This window comes from Serratia sp. Tan611, assembly GCF_905188235.1.
In the GTDB taxonomy this organism is placed as follows: Bacteria; Pseudomonadota; Gammaproteobacteria; order Enterobacterales; family Enterobacteriaceae; genus Serratia_B; species Serratia_B rhizosphaerae.
Window position 1 is genome coordinate 3,654,514 of record NZ_LR994655.1, and the last position, 16,735, is coordinate 3,671,248.

A 16,735-nucleotide genomic window follows, 5' to 3' on the forward strand; every position below is an offset into this window, starting at 1 on the left:
ACGCTGGCGGAGCGAACGGAGGGTAATTTATGGTCGGGTTAAATCCTGCGCTGCTTGGCGCGGCGGTAAGAGGCATCAGTCAGAGTTTGCACCACCAGCGCCATGGCTTTGCCGCCCTGCCCCAGATGGCGGGACGCGCGCACGACCGGTTGCTGAGTGCGCATTCCCCAGCGCTGATGCGGCAATTTACCCAACCAAGTCCGTTGCGCCACGCATTTTCGGCCAAACTCAACGACGCCACGCACAAGTTCCGCCCCGGCGAACTGCCGGAGATGTTTCTCTCCGCCATCAAACAGGGTAATAACGCGCTGCGCGCACTGCACCATACGGTAACCAGCGGCCTGCAGGAAGCCTACGCCCACAGCGCCACCTTCCGCGCGGCGTTTAATCACGCCTACCGTGACGAGGTCAGATTCGGTGGCCATGCTCCTCACTGGCAGCTCGATCCGCTGGCGGCATCGAGTACGCCGGCGCATCAGCCATCCGCCAAGACGCTGGGGTTGAAGCTGCTGCTCGAGGTGTTAAACGGCAAACCGCCCGGCTATACCACCGAACAGGGGCAGCAGCCGTTAAGTCAACGGCGCGCCCTGCTCCATGCGCTGCTCGAAGGGCTGACCGGATTGCCACAGCATGAAAGCCTGCATGGCAAACCCCACCCGCGCGGGCCGCTGATTGAACTGCTGAATATTGTGGTGGATGAGGTTGTGCGACAGCTCGGTACACCAGATCCCGCCTGCGTCAGTCATCCTACGCCGGCCGGAAAAACTGAGCCGCAGCGGCCGACAGACGCCAAGGCAACGCCGCCGTCTGCGCAAAGGAACACGCCTCCGGCAGCGCATGTCGATACACCTACGGCGACAGTCAAAGCGCCAGCACCTTCGGCGGCGCACGCGCCATCACCACCGCAGCAAGCCGAGATAACGGCAAACCATGCCACGCTCCGGCGTCCGACCGGTACGGCTCCCGCTTCACGCTCGGAAATCGCCGAAGATAACGACCCGATAGAAGAGTTGGAACGGCCGGATCCGACAGTGGCCGCCACCCGGGAGGCATTTGGCCGCAAGCTGTTTGACGGATTGATGAAGGAAGGCAGCGCCGCCTGCCCGCACGACGCCGCCAGCGCGAAAAGAATGGGCCAGACCTTTCAGCGCAACATGGGGCCACTGTTCAACAATGTGACGGGTCAGGAAAAAAGCGCCGCAGAGCTGCTGCACAAACTCCATGCGGAAGATAAAAAAACCGCGGCTTTTCGATTCGATCCGACATTCCCGGGCAATATGCTGGCCGCCATGCAGGAAAAACGCGGCGATGCGAAGGCGGCCTGCCGTTTCTATCTGGTGATGGCACAGGCGGCAGGCTTCAAGGCGCAGACGCATGCCTTTTCCGTCGCCGGCAACCTCAGCGTAGCGGTGGCCAACCGGCCTGGCGAACATCATCCGCTAAGCGAACACGCAGTGTTAAAAATCAGCGACGAGAACGGCAACAGCTGCTATTTCGACCCGTTGCTGGGCCGTGCGGTTAATCCTTTTCGCAGCGACAGCATGGAAAACTATCTGAATACCGCCGGTCTCGCTGGCGATGAAACCGCCTATATCCGCGAGCGCCACCCACAGGAAACCGCCGTGTATGGCAGAGGCATTATGGATGCACTGATGAGAGCGGGCATCAACACCTTCCCTGAACCGGGGCTGGAAACGAAACGGCACGAGGCAGGTCTGCACATTCAGCGGGCATTTGCCCCGCTATTCAAACATACCCATAGCAAAGAAAGCACCCTGAGCCTGCTGCAGAAGCTGGCGGACGAAAATAAGCGCAGCCAGACAATAAAATTCAACCCGACGGAAAGCCAGCGCGATATCTATGACATCGCGCTCGAACAACAGGCCGACGCAGATTCCATCAACAAACTGTTTCAGGCGCTGGCGAAAAGCGCCGGCCACCATCAAGTTGAGCTGCATACCATTGATACGCCGCTGTCCATCGCCATGGGCGACAGCCCGGAGATTCCCGGCGTAAAGCCTAACGCCAGGTTCGAACTGAAAAACCATACCGTGCTGAAATTCAGCGATCCGCAGGGCAACACGCTGTTTTTCGACCCGGTACTGGCACGCAGGGTCAACCCCGACGATACCCGCAGTCTGGAGGGCTATCTGCGGGTATAAACGCTGGATTCAGATCGCACGCAGCGCCATCTCTACGCCCAGAACAATCAGGCAGAGCAGAAAACAGCGACGAAACAGCAGCGGTGAGATCACGCGGCGCAGCTTCTGCCCGACAAACAATCCTGCTAATGCGGGCAGCACCGCCAGCGCCGACATGTTTAACGATCCGACCTGAAAGGCGCCGTGCCACCATAGCCCCGCCGCCAGCGCCAGGGTCGAGCAAGTAAAAGAGATGCCCAACGCCTGTACCAGCTCATCCTTTTCCAACCCCAGTGCCTGTAGCCAGGGCACCGCCGGCATCACAAAAACCCCGGTTCCGCCGGTCAGCATGCCGGTGACCAGCCCGATAAGCGGGGAACCATATTTTTCAGCCCGGGTGGAGACGGCGTAAATGCGCCCTGACAGGGTCCACAGCCCGTAGATAATCAGCGCCACGCCCAACGCCAGCTGCGTGCGGCTGCTGTCGCCCGCAGCTATCCAGCCGCTGGTACCAAGTGTGGCAACCGATACCATCAGCAACATCGGCCACAGCCGGCGCAGCAGCGCCGCCGTGTTGGCGCCGCCGACCAACTGAAAGATATTGGTAACCAATGAGGGCAGCAGCAGCATGCCTGCCGCTGCCACCGGGGAGATCAGCGCGCCCAGCAGCCCCATCGCCACGGTCGGCAGCCCCATACCGGTTACGCCTTTCACCAGCCCGGCCAGCAGAAAAACCACGCCGCTCAGCAGCAGCGTAGCGGTGTCAAAATCCGTCATGACGTTACTCTCCCGGCGACAATAACCAGCCGGCATGACAACACCGCAGGTATGATGGTTTTGGTGGCAATGGCAAACATAACAGGCTCCTTTTTCATTGTGATAAACATCATGGAACGAAGAACCCGGCCATACTTCGCTGCCGGACGAAATATGGCTGACTTGTCACCACTTGTTTACCAGTATTACGTGGTGCCGACGGGAATTACAGACAAAGCGTTTCTGAAAGGGGTCAACGATGAGTATCTATCGTTCTTATCTACGTCAGATCGGGACGCCAAGGTAGAGATTGAAGGCGGCACTATCCGGCTGTCTGTGCGGGGCAGTGTCTACAAGTTCCATAACGGCGCCAGCTACGCCACGACCATCTACCTGAACGCCGCGCCATATTGAAACGGGATGGGGGACGAGAGTACCTTTTCGTATCAGATAAATTATTTTTATAATGCCCCCACAATTAAAAGATAATTATTAAATTAAGACTTACTCAATAGTGCTACTTTCCCATTAGGTAACTGGACATATGTTTTCCCATCAACGCTAATAAAAACTTTATTATCAAGATTTCCACTAACAACCATTGATATATCATTATAAATACATTTATTATCATTCTTTATATCATTAAAACAGTGATAATCATCGATACTACCATCATTACTACCCGTTGGAGGTGATACATAGCCACCAAAATTCATAATAACAATGGTAAAATGACTTGGGTTTCTAATAATGGAGTATTTATCCCTTAACAGCCTCTTGTTTTCATTCCACCAAGAAATTTTACCTTCAGTGGTCAATGGCAGATTATGAACATAAACAGCACCACCATCAACTCTAACAATACTCACCGGCCTAACGACCATCCAGACCAGAAAAATAACAACAAGCAATGCGACAAATGCCCCCACAAATGAAAAAAACCTTGATGACGTTCTCAATTCATCAAACAGCATTGAAACCACCTTTTCTTTACTCCTTGGTGGAGTATTTCTCGTTGCCGAATGAAAATAAGGTGATTTATAGGTACTCCAGTCAACGTGTGTTGACACCTGATCTAAAGCATAATGTTTTTTTTAAGGTCAATTCATTCATATCACCAAATTGCATATCATCAGCAAAACGGTCACCAAAAGATTTTTTGCTCGTAAAAATCGTTAACGGCCTTGTTAATCCACGCATAGTAAACTACTCCCTTAGCTGCTATTTTCAATCCATCTATCGTACAAGTTATGTTATCAACGTAATATCCAAAAATACCAAAATTGGTAAATATATTCAGCATTGTACAATTTAAAAATACTTTTCTTAAATTCTAGCTTGCCAGAATGATGAAACTTCCTAACCACACCGACATATTGTTTCATAATGTTTAAAATGGCACTCCTCTACACCATGGAGAAAGAGCCATCCAAGGTTTCTTTACCCTGGCTATCCGTCTCCACCCACCACTCCCCCAGCGCATCAATCAGCGGCACCAGCCTTTCTCCTGCCGGCGTCAGCGCATAGTCGACGCGCCGCGGGTAACCCTCAAACTCCGTGCGCTGCACGATGCCGGCCTCCTCCAGCTTGCGCAGCTCCAGCGTCAGCATCTTGTGTGAGATCGTCGGATTATCCCGGCGCAGCTGGTTAAAACGTTTGACGCCGTCCTGCAGGTAGTAGATCAGCAACGTCGGCCAGCGGCCGCTGAGAACCTGCATCACTTCTTCTATCGGACAACGAGAAATCAGATCTTTCATATCAGGCTCGTGGTAACAAAAAAGTGCGTAATTTACTTGGCGGAATCGACTGTTACAGTAGCACATCGCTGCGCAGCGCCATCCACTCAATCCTGGAGAACCTAAAGTATGGAACCTATTTTGCTATACGGCTTCCCGGCGGGAAGCTCCATGGGGCTCGTTGCCGCACTTGAATGGCTGGGGCAGCCGTACAAGCTGTGCCGCGTCGATATGTTAGGCGAGATGCGCACCCCCGCTTATAAACGCATCAACCCTCGGGTGGAAACGCCCGTGCTGATCACCGACCGGGGGGAGGTGCTGACGGAAAACCTGGCAATCGCCGCGTGGCTGGAAGCGCGGGACACAACGCGCCGGATCAGCGCCGACCCGCTGTCGCGCAACGCCGACCGCATGCACCAGCTGATGGCGTTTATCAACACCGGCTTTACCGGCGCTTTTACCCCACTCTGGGTGGCGATGGAGATGGCTTCGCCCAATCCGGCGATGAAAGAAGCGTTGCAGACATGGGGGCGCGAAGCCGTGATCCAACGCCACGATCGGCTCGAAGAGATGATCGGCGAGACGCCTTTTCTGATCGCTGACCAGCCCACGCTGGCGGACGCGATTTTGATCGGCGTCGCCCGTTGGCTCGACGTTCATCAGGTGGCTGAAACCGCGCGCTGGCCGAAGCTGGCCGCACTGAGAAAGCGCCTTGAAGCCGATCCGGCGGTTATTTACGCAACGGCGCTGGAAAACGGCGAGACACAGCGCGGCAACGGTGCCTGCCGCGGCCATATTATGCTGTCTGAAGTAATCGAACGGTTTGGTTCAGCGTAATAACCCGGCACCGTTCGTGCGGGCTGAAACTTGCCGGCTATCTGCCAAGTCCCGTCGATGTCGGGGCGGTATCATCTGCCCCGGCAGCGGATAAAGTTCGATTTACTCAATAAATCCGACTATATATTAACAGCGATCGAATTTTCTTATTTATTTGCGATTAACTCTCTATTTTTATTTTCAATGTAAGGCGTAATACAGGATTATGACAAACGATAAAGTATTATTGGTGACGGGTTCAGGACGCGGTATTGGCGCAGCGACAGTATTACTGGCGGCAGAACGCGGCTATTCGATCTGTTTGAACTATTTAAACGATGAAAAATCCGCATTTAACGTTCGCGATCAAATTTTAAGCCGGGGTGGGAAATGCATCGCCATTCGCGCCGATGTCGCCGATGAGCAGCAGGTCATCAAGATGTTTGACGATATCGATCGCCAGCTAGGCACCATTACCCACCTGGTCAATAATGTCGGCATCCTGAAGCAAAAAATGGCGATGATTGATATGGATGGCGAGCGTTTCCGGCAAGTGCTGCTGACCAATGTCATGAGCCACTTTTATTGCTCACGCGAGGCAATCAAACGCATGTCGCTTTCCCGCGGGGGGCGCGGAGGCGCCATCGTCAACGTGTCATCCGGCGCAGCGAAAAGCGGCTCCCCGTTCGAATACGTCGATTATGCCGCGTCGAAAGGCGCCGTCGATACCTTTACCACCGGCCTGTCGAAAGAGGTCGCCGCTGACGGCATCCGGGTCAACTGCGTTCGCCCGGGCGGTATTTACACCGATATCCATGCCGACGGCGGCGAGGCGTTGCGGGTGGATCGGATTGCCAAAAACTTTCCGATGCAACGAGGCGGCACGCCTGAAGAAGTTGCCTATGCCATTCTTTGGCTGCTGAGCGATGAAGCATCGTTTGTGACCGGCAGTTTTACCGACCTGTGCGGCGGGGTATAGCACTGCATCGTCGGAGCGTGATGCTGCCATGCGAACAGATTCGCCCCCTCACCAGGGGGCGTTACTTTCACCGGAATATAAACGCGCTATTCTCTGGCAGGCATAGGCCGGCGTGAAGTCTGCCTGAATGCCGGTTTGATGTCCCAGATGCGCTCTTCACGCCCCACCGCCAGTGCAAACAGCACGCCGCCAATGATGGAGAACAGACCGAGAACGCCCCACGCCAGCGTCATATCGTTGCCGCCGCCCAGATGCTTCAGGTATCCGGCGACCAGCGGCCCGCCAAACTGTCCGATAAAATTGCTGCATGCGCCGACAAATGCCACGGCAGGAACCGCTTTCTTTGTCGGCAGAATCTCTGTCAGCCGGACATACACCAGCGGCACCAGCATCTTCATCGTCAGGCCGACGAACATGAACAGGGCAATCTGCATCCAGTAAAAAGAAAGCGGGACAAAGGCTGCCGCCGACAGGGCAATACCGCACAAGACGGTAGGGATGGCCGCATGCAGCCTTCGCTCCTGGTTATACTTATCTGAACGTCTGGTGATGTACCAAATACCGACCATGGTCATCAGGAACGGCATGCCGCTGATTAAGCCGACGGTGAATTCGCTCAGCATGCCGTAACCTTTGAGAGCCGTCGGCAGCCAGAGCGTGAAGCCATACGCCAGCATGCTGTGTAGCGAATAGCCGATGAGCATCAGCCACAGCGCCGGTATTTTCAGGATTGTCCACCAGGGGTCCGATTTTTCCTTTATGTAGTTCGACTGCTCTGTCGCAAGCTCCTGTTGTATCTGTTCCCTGTCTTCGGTGCTCAGCCAGCGCGCGGCCTGAATACTCTTCGGCACCAGATAAAACCAGATGATGCAGAAAATCCACGCTGGCGCGCCCTCGATAACCATCATCATTCGCCAGTTATGATGCGCCAGGATCCAGCCCGAAATCGGCCCGGCAAGAAACGCCCCGGCGCCCAAGCTTAGGTTCCAGATGCCAAAAGCACGCCCGCGCTCCGACGTCATAAACCATTGCGCCAGAAACATCGCCGTCGCAGCCTGAATAGGGCCTTCGGCCAACCCGAGGAAAAAGCGGATCGCAACCAGTTCGCTGAAGTTGCGCGTTAGCCCGGTCAGCATGGCGCAGGCGCCGAACAGAAACAGGCTGATGCCGATGATTCTTCTGGAGCCAAAGCGCAGGGCCAGCCAGCCTGCGGTGAATTGCGTAGCCACATAGCCCCAGGCAAATGCGCCGCCAAGCCAGCCGGCCTCAACGGCACTGAGCCTCATTTCCGCCGTAATATGGGGCAGCGCCATGCCTATATTGACCCGATCGAAAAAAGAAATTGTATACATAATAAAAACGGCGGGTAATATTATCGTCCAGCGTTTTTTCCCGATAAGGGCATTACCTTTTAGAGCATTATTACTCATGATAACTTCCTCGCTTGGCACAAATGTAGGGAGAGGAAAGGCTGATTCAAATTCCTTTTTATCGATCAGTTGGATTTAATATTTTATTGATTAATATCTGGCGGAGACGGCATATATTGAGGAGCTTCTGCGGCAATAAGGATCACCATACCGCAGTGTTATATTCTTCCGGCGTCATATAACGTTATCGATTCATTGACCGTTCCCGCTACGCCCCGTATACAGCGGGGCGCAATATAAACGCGCAACGTAATGTGCAGACCGGATTTTTATTCAGCCAGCGCACGCATTTGTTTAATGAGATCAGATTTACCTTCGAAGCCAATGCCCGGTAGTTCCGGCATGATAATGTGACCATCTTCGACCGTCACCGAGTCTGGGAAGCCGCCATAGGGCTGGAACAGATCCGGATAACTTTCGTTACCGCCCAGGCCGAGACCTGCCGCGATGTTCAGAGACATCTGGTGACCGCCGTGAGGGATGCAGCGTGACGGTGACCAGCCAAACTGCTCCAGTACGTCCAGCGTGCGCAGGTATTCAACCAGACCATAAGAGAGCGCACAGTCAAACTGCAGATAGTCGCGATCCGGACGCATGCCGCCATAGCGCAGCAGGTTACGCGCATCCTGATGAGAAAAGAGGTTTTCACCGGTCGCCATCGGGCCAGGATAGAACTCTGCCAGCGCCGCCTGCAGGGAATAATCCAGCGGATCGCCCACTTCTTCATACCAGAACAGCGGGTATTCACGCAGCATTTTGGCGTAGGCAATACCGGTTTCCAGATTGAAGCGGCCGTTGGCGTCAACGGCAAGACGCGCTTCAGCGCCTATTTCATCGAGAACAGCTTCAATGCGGCGACGATCCTCTTCCAGAGACGCCCCGCCAATTTTCATTTTAACTACGTTATAGCCGCGGTTCAGATAGCCGCGCATCTCCTGACGCAAGGCGCTCAGGTCTTTGCCCGGGTAGTAGTAACCGCCAGCCGCGTAAACGAAGACGCGTGGATTGGCCGCTACGCCCTTTCTCTCTGCCAGCAGGCGAAATAGCGGTTGGTTGGCGATTTTTGCGGTGGCATCCCAGATGGCCATATCCAGCGTCCCGACCGCAACTGAGCGTTCACCGTGCCCGCCCGGTTTCTCATTGCTCATCATAACGTCCCAGATTTTATGCGGATCCAGGTTATCGCCCTGTGCGTTCAGCAGGCTTTCAGGCTCGGCCTCCAGAATACGGTTGCGGAAACGCTCGCGGATCAGGCCACCCTGACCGTAGCGGCCGTTAGAGTTAAAGCCGTACCCCACCACACGGCGTCCGTCCACCTCAACGTCAGTCACGACGGCAACCAGGCTGGTCGTCATTTTGCTGAAATCGATATACGCGTTGCGGATGGGGGAAGCGATGGGCTTGGTCATTTCTACAACGTCTAGAATACGCATGTTCTCTCCGGCAGTTTTTCGTCAAATGCAAACAAACTTGAGCGCCTACGAAAAGTGTTAGCTCATGCCAATTTATTATTGGCATAATGCACTCACGTAGAGTTAACGGACCTCGGTGTCCTGTCTTGTTTCATCATAGGCAGTTTATAAAACGCGAACTAATGCCAAAGAGGCAGCCTGTAATGCAAAATCGGCATCACTTGGAACTAACATGGCTTGAAGACTGTGTTGCGCTGGCTCAGTCACTCAATTTTTCCCGCGCGGCGGCTTCCCGATATGTGACACAGCCGGCATTCAGCCGGCGGATTATCTCGCTGGAAGAGTGGCTGGGGACTCCGCTTTTTGAAAGAAACCGACGCGGCGTCAGCCTGACGCGCGCCGGGGAGATCTTTGTCGCTCAGATTCCGGAGCTGATTCGCGCGCTCTATACCCTGCGCAGTGAAGCCATCGAAGCGGCGGGTGATGCCAAACCGGACGTTATTTTCTCCGCGACGCACTCACTGTCGTTCTCCTTTTTTCCGGCGCTGATGCGTAACAACGAGAAAATTGCCCGCTTCGGCTCATTCCGCCTGTTATCAGATACGCTCAGCGCCTGTGAGCGGATGATTGACAAAGGCGACGCGCAGTTTCTGCTGTGTTACTACCACCCTCACATGCATATCAACCTCGATCAGACCAAATACCTCAGCGTCCGACTCGGGCATGAAACATTACAGCCCTATTCAAAGTGCGATCCCGTCAATCGTCAGCCGCTCTGGCAGGCTGAGGACGGAAAAAAATTTCCCTTTCTCTCGTTTTCCGCAGAATCCGGTCTGGGCAGGATCCTCTCCAACACCTCGCAGGTGAACCGCGCCAGACGTGGCATGGATACCGCCTTCACCGCCGATCTGGCGGCAACGTTATTAGCTATGGTCAAGGCCGGAGACGGTATTGCCTGGCTGCCGGAAAGCCTGGCGGCACCGGACGTCGCAGCCGGCACGATCGCCGTCGCGGCACCACAGAAGAGCGCATTATGGCTCCCGATTGACATCAGGCTGTTCCGACCCGCCGCCCGAATGTCCAGAGCGGTGGAGGAGTTATGGGCGATCTTCGTGGACGAACAGATTTAGCATCGCGCACTGGCCGGACAAGATGCGGATAAGCGTCAGCCATCACCTTCCTTCAGGGCAAAGCGCGTAGCAAATTGACGCTTTTATCAGCGTGGTCTAATTTATTTAACACGTTAAATAAAATGGGCGTCGGGCAATGGAACAGATCTCTATCCCGCTATCTGCGGTTGAAACGATAAGTGCAACGCTGTGGGAAGTCGCGCAGGCAAAAGCCGTCGTTATCCTCCACCCGGCGACGGCCGTGGTGCAGACGTTTTACTATGATTTTGCCCGCTACCTGAATGAACGCGGTTTTAACGTTATGACCTACGATTACCGGGGAACCGGCCGCTCGCGTGGCAACCTCCGCGAGTGTAAGGTTTCTATGGCGGACTGGATGGAAGAGGATGTCGGCCGCGTTACCGACTGGGCGACATCGCGCTTTCCCGGCATGCCGCTGCTGGCCGTCGGACACAGCGTCGGCGGCCACGCCATCGTCTTATCCTCCGCAACGCGCGCGTTACAGGCGGCGGTGCTTATCGCCTCGCACGCCGGCGTGACCCGCACCATACAGGCCACGGCGGAAAAAATCCGCGTCTGGTGCGTGTTGCGCCTGCTGGCTCCGGTGCTATGCCGCCTGTTTGGCTATATGCCCGCCCGGCGATTGGGCATCGGAGAAGATCTTCCCGGCCCCGTCATGCTGCAATGGAGCTACTGGAGCAGCCTGCCCGGTTATTTTTATGACGACCCGGCGATGAATGCCGGCCAGCGCGCCGCGCGGGTGGATATCCCGCTGCTGGTGCTGGGGTTTGATGACGATCCCTGGGCGAATCCGGGGGCGATAACGCGGCTGATTACCCCGCTTAAACATGCCATTATTGAGAGGCGCAGTTTCAAACCTGCCGACGCCGGCGTTGCCGCTATCGGCCATATGGGGTTCTTCCGCCAGCGCTGCGCCAAAACGCTGTGGCCTGTTGTCGGTGACTGGCTGTCAGAGAACATCACCTTACCCGGAAGCGAACATGAGTAAAACACAACCGCCGCGCTTCGTTTTCCTGCTCGGCCACGCACACAGGGCGCTTCAGCGCTGGATCGAGGCCAGGCCGGAGGCATGGGAAGATATCAGTTCCGCCCAGGTCGGGCTGCTGTTTTTCCTGCGCTCCGCCGGCATGGCAACCGTTGGCGAGGCGTCAACGGCATTGCGGGTGGCGCCTGCGGCCATCACCCGTTTATCCAAACGCATGCAGGCAACGGGATTGATCGACCGTATGGTTGACGAGCAGGATTCACGGAAAATGCGCCTGACGCTGACAGACGCCGGGGAAGCCGCCGGCCTGCAGGCGCACGCCGCGCTGCAACAGTTGAATACGCTTTTATCCGCACAGTTTAGCGAGGCCGAACTGATGGTAGTAGCGCGCTGGTTAAAGCAGGTCAGCACGTTGGACCCCAAGCCTGATTGATTCAACCCGTAGCCAACCTCTCTCTTGTCATCACGCTACGCCGATTGACCCGATTACATCGCTTTATGTCCTGTGGACATATCACACTCCGGCATCCCCTCCCCGTAAAGTAAAACACCTCGCAGCCACTGCCGGAACAACACGCTATCGCGGCGGCCGCACCTGTTAACAAGATGAACCCCGGAGCAAACATGAAACTGACTCAAATCCGCAATGCCACGCTGGTGCTGGAATACGCCGGTAAAAAATTCCTGATTGACCCGATGCTCGCGGAAAAGGATGCCTGGGACGGCTTTGCCGGCAGCGCGCGCTCGCATCTGCGCAATCCGATGGTAGCCTTGCCCGTCGCCATTGAAGAACTGCTGGACGTTGATGCGGTGATTATCACCCATACCCATACCGACCACTGGGATGAGGCGGCGCAGCAGTTAGTGCCGAAAGACATGCTGATTTATACCCAGAACGAGAGCGATGCCGCCCTGATCCGTTCCCAGGGGTTCCTCAACGTCCGGGCGCTTGAAAGCGAAAACCGCTTCGTTGACGGGCTGACGATTTTCACCACCGACGGCCAACACGGCAGCAACGATCTGTATGCCGATAGCGTTATGGCTGATTTGCTGGGTGACGCATGCGGCCTGGTATTTACCCATCACGATGAAAAAACGCTTTATATTGCCGGCGATACCATTTGGGTAAAACCGTATGTCAGAAGCCTGCAGCGCTTCCAACCGGATGTTGTGGTGCTGAATACCGGGGATGCCGTTATCAATGACTACGGTTCGATCATTATGGGTAAAGAGGATACGCTGCGCACGCTGCAGATACTGCCTGAAACAACCGTCGTGGCTTCCCATATGGAGTCCATTAACCACTGCCTGCTGACCCGCGCGGAGTTACGCGAATATACGCTTGAACACGGTATTGAAGATAAGGTGCTGATTCCGGCCGATGGCGAAACCCTGACGTTCTAATTCAGCCACCCTGCCGATTCTGCGGTAAAATATCATGCTGACAGGCTGCGGGTATGCCGCAGCCTGCCGAAAACGATCGGTCACAACAACTGTGAGGTTCACGATGTCTGCGCTGAAAGTAGCGGTGATTGTCACCAATGGGTTCAGTCCGTTTCATTTTTCGGTGCCCTGTATTCTGTTTGGCACGGCGATGCCGGAACCGGATCTCTTTCAGGTAGATATCTGCGCGGAAACGCCAGGTGTCGTCCTGTCGGATATTGGCCTGTCCATCAATGTGGAACATGGACTGGAGCGACTCGACAGCGCGGATATTGTTATCGTGCCCTTCTGGCACGATCCGGATGAAAAACCCTCTCAATTACTGCTGGATAAACTGGTCAGCACCTGGCAGCGTGGCGCTGAAGTGGTCGGCCTGTGTCTTGGCACTTACGTGCTGGCCTACAGCGGCTTGCTTGATCGGCACCGCGCGGCAACGCATTGGGAATATGAAAGCGACTTCACGCAGCGCTTCCCGGAGGTTCATCTGGACAGCAACTCGCTGTACACCACCGATGAACGTCTGATTACCTCTGCCGGTACGGCGGCCGGTATCGATTGCTGCCTCAATATTGTCCGTGACCATTACGGCACCGCCATTGCCAACCGGGTCGCCAGAAGAATGGTGGTCCCCCCATACCGGGAGGGCGGACAGGCTCAGTTTATTGAACGCCCCATTCCGGTAAATACCCGCGACGGCAAAATCAACGAGCTTATCGATTATCTGCGGCGTAACCTGGCTAAGCCGCACGATCTCGACTCGCTGGCCCGCTTTGTCAATATGAGCAGGCGCACGCTGACGCGCCACTTTGTGAAAGCCACCGGCATCCCGCTGGGCGAGTGGCTCAATGCCGAACGCCTGCAACGAAGCCAGGAACTGCTGGAAACGACCAATAACAGCATTGAAAGCGTGGCGGATGAGGCAGGGTTTCAGTCCCCCGTGTCTTTCAGGCAAAGTTTCAAGACCCGGTTTGGCGTCAGCCCCAGTGAATGGCGCCGGGCCTTTCGCGGCCCCGCTGCCATTGATGCCGGCTGAACACGCCCGGCATCATCTTTACTTTATCTTGCGCACCTCGGCCTCGCTTGCCGCCAGCACGCTGCCGTCCTGCGCTGTCGGGGCCATAAAAGGCACCGGTTCGCCGCTACGCTTATCAATGAGCAGCGAATGCCGTTCACCCTGCGCGAACAGGTGCCGTTCTCCCCATTGCCGTAGCGCCACCACCACGGGAAACAGGCTCTCCCCCCTGTCCGTCAGCACATATTCCTGATACGCCGAACCATCTGACGCGCCCTGCATCTCGAGTACGCCGGCCTCAACCAGCTTACGTAACCGGTCGGCAAGAATATTGCGCGCCATCCCCAGGCTGCGCTGAAAATCCCCGAAGCGGCGCATGCCATCAAAGGCATCGCGAACGATCAGCAGCGACCAGCGGTCGCCAATCAGATCGACGCCGCGCGCTACCGGGCAGGGTTCATCGTTCATCGGTTTACGGGGCGGCATGGCATCTCCTCAATATCCGGCCGGATTCTGGTTGCATTTTAAAACTTCATAGCCTAGCATTCAATCAGTTTCATTTTGAAACCAGGCTGAAAGGACGTTGGAATATGAAGACTTCTCTGGCATCGCCGTTACCCTCCCCCCCAAACGATATGCAGGCTCAGCCGGTAAAGATGCCCGGCAGCCTGGTGTGGCTGTTCGCCGTCGCCAGCGGGCTGAGCGTGGCGAACGTCTATTACGCGCAGCCTTTGCTTGATGCGCTGGCGCTGGACTTCGGCATCAGCCATGCGGCCGTCGGCGGCGTGATCACCGCCACGCAGCTCGGCTGCGCCCTGGCTCTGCTATTGCTGGTACCGCTGGGCGACCGGCTGGATCGCCGCCGCCTTATCACGCTACAGCTGTTTGCTCTCGCGGCCACGCTTGTCGCGGTGGGGTTGGCGCGCTCCGCGCCCGCCCTGCTGACGGGCATGCTCGCCGTAGGCCTGCTGGGTACCGCGATGACGCAGGGGTTGATCGCCTATGCCGCAAGCGCCGCTGCACCGCATGAGCAAGGGCGCGTCGTGGGGGCGGCGCAAAGCGGCGTGTTTATCGGCCTGCTGCTGGCGCGGGTGTTTGCCGGAGGCATCAGCGATCTGGCGGGCTGGCGCGGCGTCTACCTGTGCGCCGCCGTGCTGATGCTGGCGATCGCGCTGCCGCTTTGGCGAAGGCTGCCACGCCTTCCGGCCACGCAGCCCAAGATGCGCTACCTAAGCCTGATCGTCTCAATGCTGACGCTGCTGCGGGAGGAAAAAGTACTGCAAGTGCGCGGCATGCTGGCGCTGCTGATGTTTGCCGCGTTCAATATCTTCTGGAGCGCGCTGGTATTGCCGTTGAGCGCGCCGCCTTACGGCTTCTCGCACACCGCCATCGGCGCTTTTGGCCTGGTCGGCGCGATTGGCGCGCTGGCTGCCGTGCGAGCCGGCCACTGGGCCGACCGGGGATATGCCCAACGCACCAGCGCGGCGGCGCTGGCGGCACTGCTGCTGGCCTGGTGGCCGCTGTCGCTGATGGCCTGGTCGCTGGGCGCACTGATGATCGGCATCGTACTGCTTGATTTGGGGGGACAGGCGCTGCACGTCACCAATCAGAGCATGATTTTCCGCGCGCGTCCTGAGGCCCAGAGCCGGCTGGTCGGCCTCTACATGTTGTTCTACGCGCTCGGCAGCGGCCTGGGCGCCATCAGCACCACGGCGACCTACGCCTACGCCGGCTGGCGGGGCGTGTGCCTGCTCGGCGCTGCGGTCAGCCTGCTGGCGCTGGTATTCTGGTGGCTAACACGACATTACGGGACGAAAGCCACCGCATAATATCAGGGTCACAAAACCCGCAAGAGTGCAGGTTGGTGCCGCTTAATAGCAGACAACGTTGCAGTAGGCCAAAGGTCAGTCATTGCCCCCCGCCAAACAGGCCGAGGATAAAATCACGTACGTGCACGATGCGCGGATTACGCATTGATGCCTTATTCCACACCAGATACAGATTGTTGGTCGGCGCATCTTCAGCCGGGGTGAGGGACACCAACGTTCCCGATGCCAGCGCATCAACGCACTGATAGTCAGGCAGCACGCTCCAGCCCTGCCCTTTAATCACCAGATCCTGAATGATGCGCAGCTCGGGAATGGTTAACGCCGCCTGCAGGGTTGGCGCCAATTGAAACAGCGCGGTCCAGACAGGCCGAATCAGAGGCAGATCCTCGTCAAACGCAATCAGCGGGAGGCCGGCAAACTGTTCTGCAGTAGGGTGCGGCCCCAGCTGTTCAGCCATCTCTGGCGCCGACACCAGCAGAAAGCGCTCTGTCAGCAGCCGGGCAAAGCCATGTGAACGCTCATCCGGCATCGAGGCGGTAATCGCCAGATCGGCCGTGGCATTATTTAACAGTGCGTAGATACGTTCCCGGTTGCCGGTATGAACCCGGATACGAAACCCTTGTCCCAACAGCGGGGCCAGTCCCGCCGCGATTCTGGAATAGATGAAATCAGACGGCCCGGCAATATGCACCGTTCCCCCCAGTTCGCCGCCGCTGCGGTAGGAGGCCATCCTGGTTTCCAACCCATCAATCATCGGGCCGATCGCCCGCGCCAGCTCATCAGCCGCTTCCGTTGCGGTAACGCCGCGTGCGCGCCGTACAAACAGCGGCTTACCGACAAAGGCTTCCAGCGCCTGAATGTGCAGCGATGCCGCAGGCTGCGTCATGCCCAGGGACTCGGCCGCCCGCGAGAACGACTGTAACCGGTAGGCCTCGATAAAGGTGCGCAGATGGTCGAGATGGCTCATGTATCGTCTTCCTTTCAGCCGCGCCGGTGCATCGTCAGGCCTCGGCGCGCCAAGGCATAAAAATATTTATCACTG

Annotated in this window: 18 protein-coding genes; 10 read left to right on the forward strand and 8 right to left on the reverse strand. The window is 56.6% G+C overall.

Annotation, left to right across the window (positions count from 1 at the left end; translation table 11 throughout):
• The first annotated feature begins 29 nt into the window (after window positions 1-29).
• Window positions 30-2,162 (forward strand): PipA/GogA/GtgA family type III secretion system effector, encoded by a 2,133-nt coding sequence (locus TAN611_RS17255; protein WP_203066791.1) that lies wholly within the window; start codon window positions 30-32, stop codon window positions 2,160-2,162.
• A gap of 9 nt (window positions 2,163-2,171) precedes the next feature.
• Here TAN611_RS17255 and TAN611_RS17260 read toward each other — a convergent pair whose 3' ends face one another.
• Complete coding sequence (locus TAN611_RS17260; RefSeq protein ID WP_111736639.1) at window positions 2,172-2,918, reverse strand: sulfite exporter TauE/SafE family protein; 747 nt, start codon at window positions 2,916-2,918, stop codon at window positions 2,172-2,174.
• Between the two features lie 153 nt (window positions 2,919-3,071).
• Between TAN611_RS17260 and TAN611_RS17265 the strand changes: the two genes are divergently transcribed.
• Window positions 3,072-3,311 (forward strand): hypothetical protein, encoded by a 240-nt coding sequence (locus TAN611_RS17265; protein WP_203066792.1) that lies wholly within the window; start codon window positions 3,072-3,074, stop codon window positions 3,309-3,311.
• A gap of 83 nt (window positions 3,312-3,394) precedes the next feature.
• On the opposite strand, the gene TAN611_RS17270 is transcribed toward TAN611_RS17265, so the two are convergent.
• The 3 genes from TAN611_RS17270 to TAN611_RS17280 form a co-directional block, all read right to left on the reverse strand.
• Window positions 3,395-3,970: a DUF943 family protein gene (locus TAN611_RS17270; protein WP_203066793.1), complete on the reverse strand. Its 576-nt coding sequence runs from the start codon at window positions 3,968-3,970 to the stop codon at window positions 3,395-3,397.
• Entirely contained in the window at window positions 3,954-4,100 is a 147-nt protein-coding gene (locus tag TAN611_RS17275) for a DUF3289 family protein (RefSeq protein ID WP_203066794.1), read from the reverse strand. Before TAN611_RS17275 ends, TAN611_RS17270 begins: the two co-directional genes overlap by 17 nt.
• A 206-nt stretch (window positions 4,101-4,306) precedes the next feature.
• Complete coding sequence (locus TAN611_RS17280) at window positions 4,307-4,657, reverse strand: helix-turn-helix domain-containing protein (protein ID WP_105232146.1); 351 nt, start codon at window positions 4,655-4,657, stop codon at window positions 4,307-4,309.
• Between the two features lie 108 nt (window positions 4,658-4,765).
• Here TAN611_RS17280 and TAN611_RS17285 point away from each other — a divergent pair, with 108 nt between their 5' ends.
• Together TAN611_RS17285 and TAN611_RS17290 are read left to right on the forward strand one after the other, a co-directional pair.
• Window positions 4,766-5,473, forward strand: a complete 708-nt coding sequence (locus tag TAN611_RS17285; protein WP_187044278.1) for a glutathione S-transferase family protein — start codon at window positions 4,766-4,768, stop codon at window positions 5,471-5,473.
• Window positions 5,474-5,678: 205 nt separating this feature from the next.
• Window positions 5,679-6,431: an SDR family oxidoreductase gene (locus tag TAN611_RS17290; protein WP_105232148.1), complete on the forward strand. Its 753-nt coding sequence runs from the start codon at window positions 5,679-5,681 to the stop codon at window positions 6,429-6,431.
• Window positions 6,432-6,517: 86 nt separating this feature from the next.
• On the opposite strand, the gene TAN611_RS17295 is transcribed toward TAN611_RS17290, so the two are convergent.
• Together TAN611_RS17295 and TAN611_RS17300 are read right to left on the reverse strand one after the other, a co-directional pair.
• Window positions 6,518-7,861 carry an MFS transporter gene (locus tag TAN611_RS17295; protein ID WP_111736635.1) on the reverse strand — a complete coding sequence of 448 codons (1,344 nt, stop codon included), beginning with the start codon at window positions 7,859-7,861 and terminating at the stop codon, window positions 6,518-6,520.
• A gap of 269 nt (window positions 7,862-8,130) precedes the next feature.
• The gene (locus TAN611_RS17300; RefSeq protein WP_105232150.1) at window positions 8,131-9,294 is read right to left on the reverse strand and encodes a mandelate racemase/muconate lactonizing enzyme family protein; all 1,164 of its coding nucleotides are present in this window, start codon (window positions 9,292-9,294) and stop codon (window positions 8,131-8,133) included.
• Window positions 9,295-9,476: 182 nt separating this feature from the next.
• Here TAN611_RS17300 and TAN611_RS17305 point away from each other — a divergent pair, with 182 nt between their 5' ends.
• From TAN611_RS17305 to TAN611_RS17325, 5 genes are all read left to right on the forward strand, one after another.
• Window positions 9,477-10,403 carry a LysR family transcriptional regulator gene (locus tag TAN611_RS17305; protein WP_111736634.1) on the forward strand — a complete coding sequence of 309 codons (927 nt, stop codon included), beginning with the start codon at window positions 9,477-9,479 and terminating at the stop codon, window positions 10,401-10,403.
• Window positions 10,404-10,539: 136 nt separating this feature from the next.
• Complete coding sequence (locus TAN611_RS17310) at window positions 10,540-11,412, forward strand: alpha/beta fold hydrolase (RefSeq protein ID WP_197950119.1); 873 nt, start codon at window positions 10,540-10,542, stop codon at window positions 11,410-11,412.
• Entirely contained in the window at window positions 11,405-11,842 is a 438-nt protein-coding gene (locus tag TAN611_RS17315; RefSeq protein ID WP_105232153.1) for a MarR family winged helix-turn-helix transcriptional regulator, read from the forward strand. Before TAN611_RS17310 ends, TAN611_RS17315 begins: the two co-directional genes overlap by 8 nt.
• A 191-nt stretch (window positions 11,843-12,033) precedes the next feature.
• On the forward strand, window positions 12,034-12,813 hold the full coding sequence (locus tag TAN611_RS17320; protein ID WP_111736632.1) for an MBL fold metallo-hydrolase: 780 nt from the start codon (window positions 12,034-12,036) through the stop codon (window positions 12,811-12,813).
• A 103-nt stretch (window positions 12,814-12,916) separates the two neighbouring features.
• Window positions 12,917-13,885: a GlxA family transcriptional regulator gene (locus TAN611_RS17325; protein WP_105232155.1), complete on the forward strand. Its 969-nt coding sequence runs from the start codon at window positions 12,917-12,919 to the stop codon at window positions 13,883-13,885.
• A gap of 18 nt (window positions 13,886-13,903) precedes the next feature.
• Here the strand turns inward: TAN611_RS17325 and TAN611_RS17330 are convergent, their stop codons facing one another.
• Window positions 13,904-14,350 (reverse strand): helix-turn-helix domain-containing protein, encoded by a 447-nt coding sequence (locus tag TAN611_RS17330; protein WP_105232156.1) that lies wholly within the window; start codon window positions 14,348-14,350, stop codon window positions 13,904-13,906.
• 104 nt (window positions 14,351-14,454) lie between these two features.
• Between TAN611_RS17330 and TAN611_RS17335 the strand changes: the two genes are divergently transcribed.
• Window positions 14,455-15,693, forward strand: a complete 1,239-nt coding sequence (locus TAN611_RS17335) for an MFS transporter (RefSeq protein WP_370576232.1) — start codon at window positions 14,455-14,457, stop codon at window positions 15,691-15,693.
• A 79-nt stretch (window positions 15,694-15,772) separates the two neighbouring features.
• On the opposite strand, the gene TAN611_RS17340 is transcribed toward TAN611_RS17335, so the two are convergent.
• Window positions 15,773-16,660, reverse strand: coding sequence for a LysR family transcriptional regulator (locus TAN611_RS17340; protein WP_203066795.1), 888 nt, complete (start codon window positions 16,658-16,660; stop codon window positions 15,773-15,775).
• Window positions 16,661-16,735: the final 75 nt, after the last annotated feature.

Coding starts and splice junctions, on each gene's coding strand:
- TAN611_RS17340 (WP_203066795.1), bottom strand. CDS start 16,660: ATGAGCCATCTCGACCATCTGCGCACCTTTATCGAGGCCTACCGGTTA.
- TAN611_RS17275 (WP_203066794.1), bottom strand. CDS start 4,100: ATGCGTGGATTAACAAGGCCGTTAACGATTTTTACGAGCAAAAAATCT.
- TAN611_RS17280 (WP_105232146.1), bottom strand. CDS start 4,657: ATGAAAGATCTGATTTCTCGTTGTCCGATAGAAGAAGTGATGCAGGTT.
- TAN611_RS17285 (WP_187044278.1), top strand. CDS start 4,766: ATGGAACCTATTTTGCTATACGGCTTCCCGGCGGGAAGCTCCATGGGG.
- TAN611_RS17260 (WP_111736639.1), bottom strand. CDS start 2,918: ATGACGGATTTTGACACCGCTACGCTGCTGCTGAGCGGCGTGGTTTTT.
- TAN611_RS17325 (WP_105232155.1), top strand. CDS start 12,917: ATGTCTGCGCTGAAAGTAGCGGTGATTGTCACCAATGGGTTCAGTCCG.
- TAN611_RS17330 (WP_105232156.1), bottom strand. CDS start 14,350: ATGCCGCCCCGTAAACCGATGAACGATGAACCCTGCCCGGTAGCGCGC.
- TAN611_RS17305 (WP_111736634.1), top strand. CDS start 9,477: ATGCAAAATCGGCATCACTTGGAACTAACATGGCTTGAAGACTGTGTT.
- TAN611_RS17320 (WP_111736632.1), top strand. CDS start 12,034: ATGAAACTGACTCAAATCCGCAATGCCACGCTGGTGCTGGAATACGCC.
- TAN611_RS17255 (WP_203066791.1), top strand. CDS start 30: ATGGTCGGGTTAAATCCTGCGCTGCTTGGCGCGGCGGTAAGAGGCATC.
- TAN611_RS17315 (WP_105232153.1), top strand. CDS start 11,405: ATGAGTAAAACACAACCGCCGCGCTTCGTTTTCCTGCTCGGCCACGCA.
- TAN611_RS17335 (WP_370576232.1), top strand. CDS start 14,455: ATGAAGACTTCTCTGGCATCGCCGTTACCCTCCCCCCCAAACGATATG.
- TAN611_RS17310 (WP_197950119.1), top strand. CDS start 10,540: ATGGAACAGATCTCTATCCCGCTATCTGCGGTTGAAACGATAAGTGCA.
- TAN611_RS17290 (WP_105232148.1), top strand. CDS start 5,679: ATGACAAACGATAAAGTATTATTGGTGACGGGTTCAGGACGCGGTATT.
- TAN611_RS17295 (WP_111736635.1), bottom strand. CDS start 7,861: ATGAGTAATAATGCTCTAAAAGGTAATGCCCTTATCGGGAAAAAACGC.
- TAN611_RS17300 (WP_105232150.1), bottom strand. CDS start 9,294: ATGCGTATTCTAGACGTTGTAGAAATGACCAAGCCCATCGCTTCCCCC.
- TAN611_RS17265 (WP_203066792.1), top strand. CDS start 3,072: ATGGCTGACTTGTCACCACTTGTTTACCAGTATTACGTGGTGCCGACG.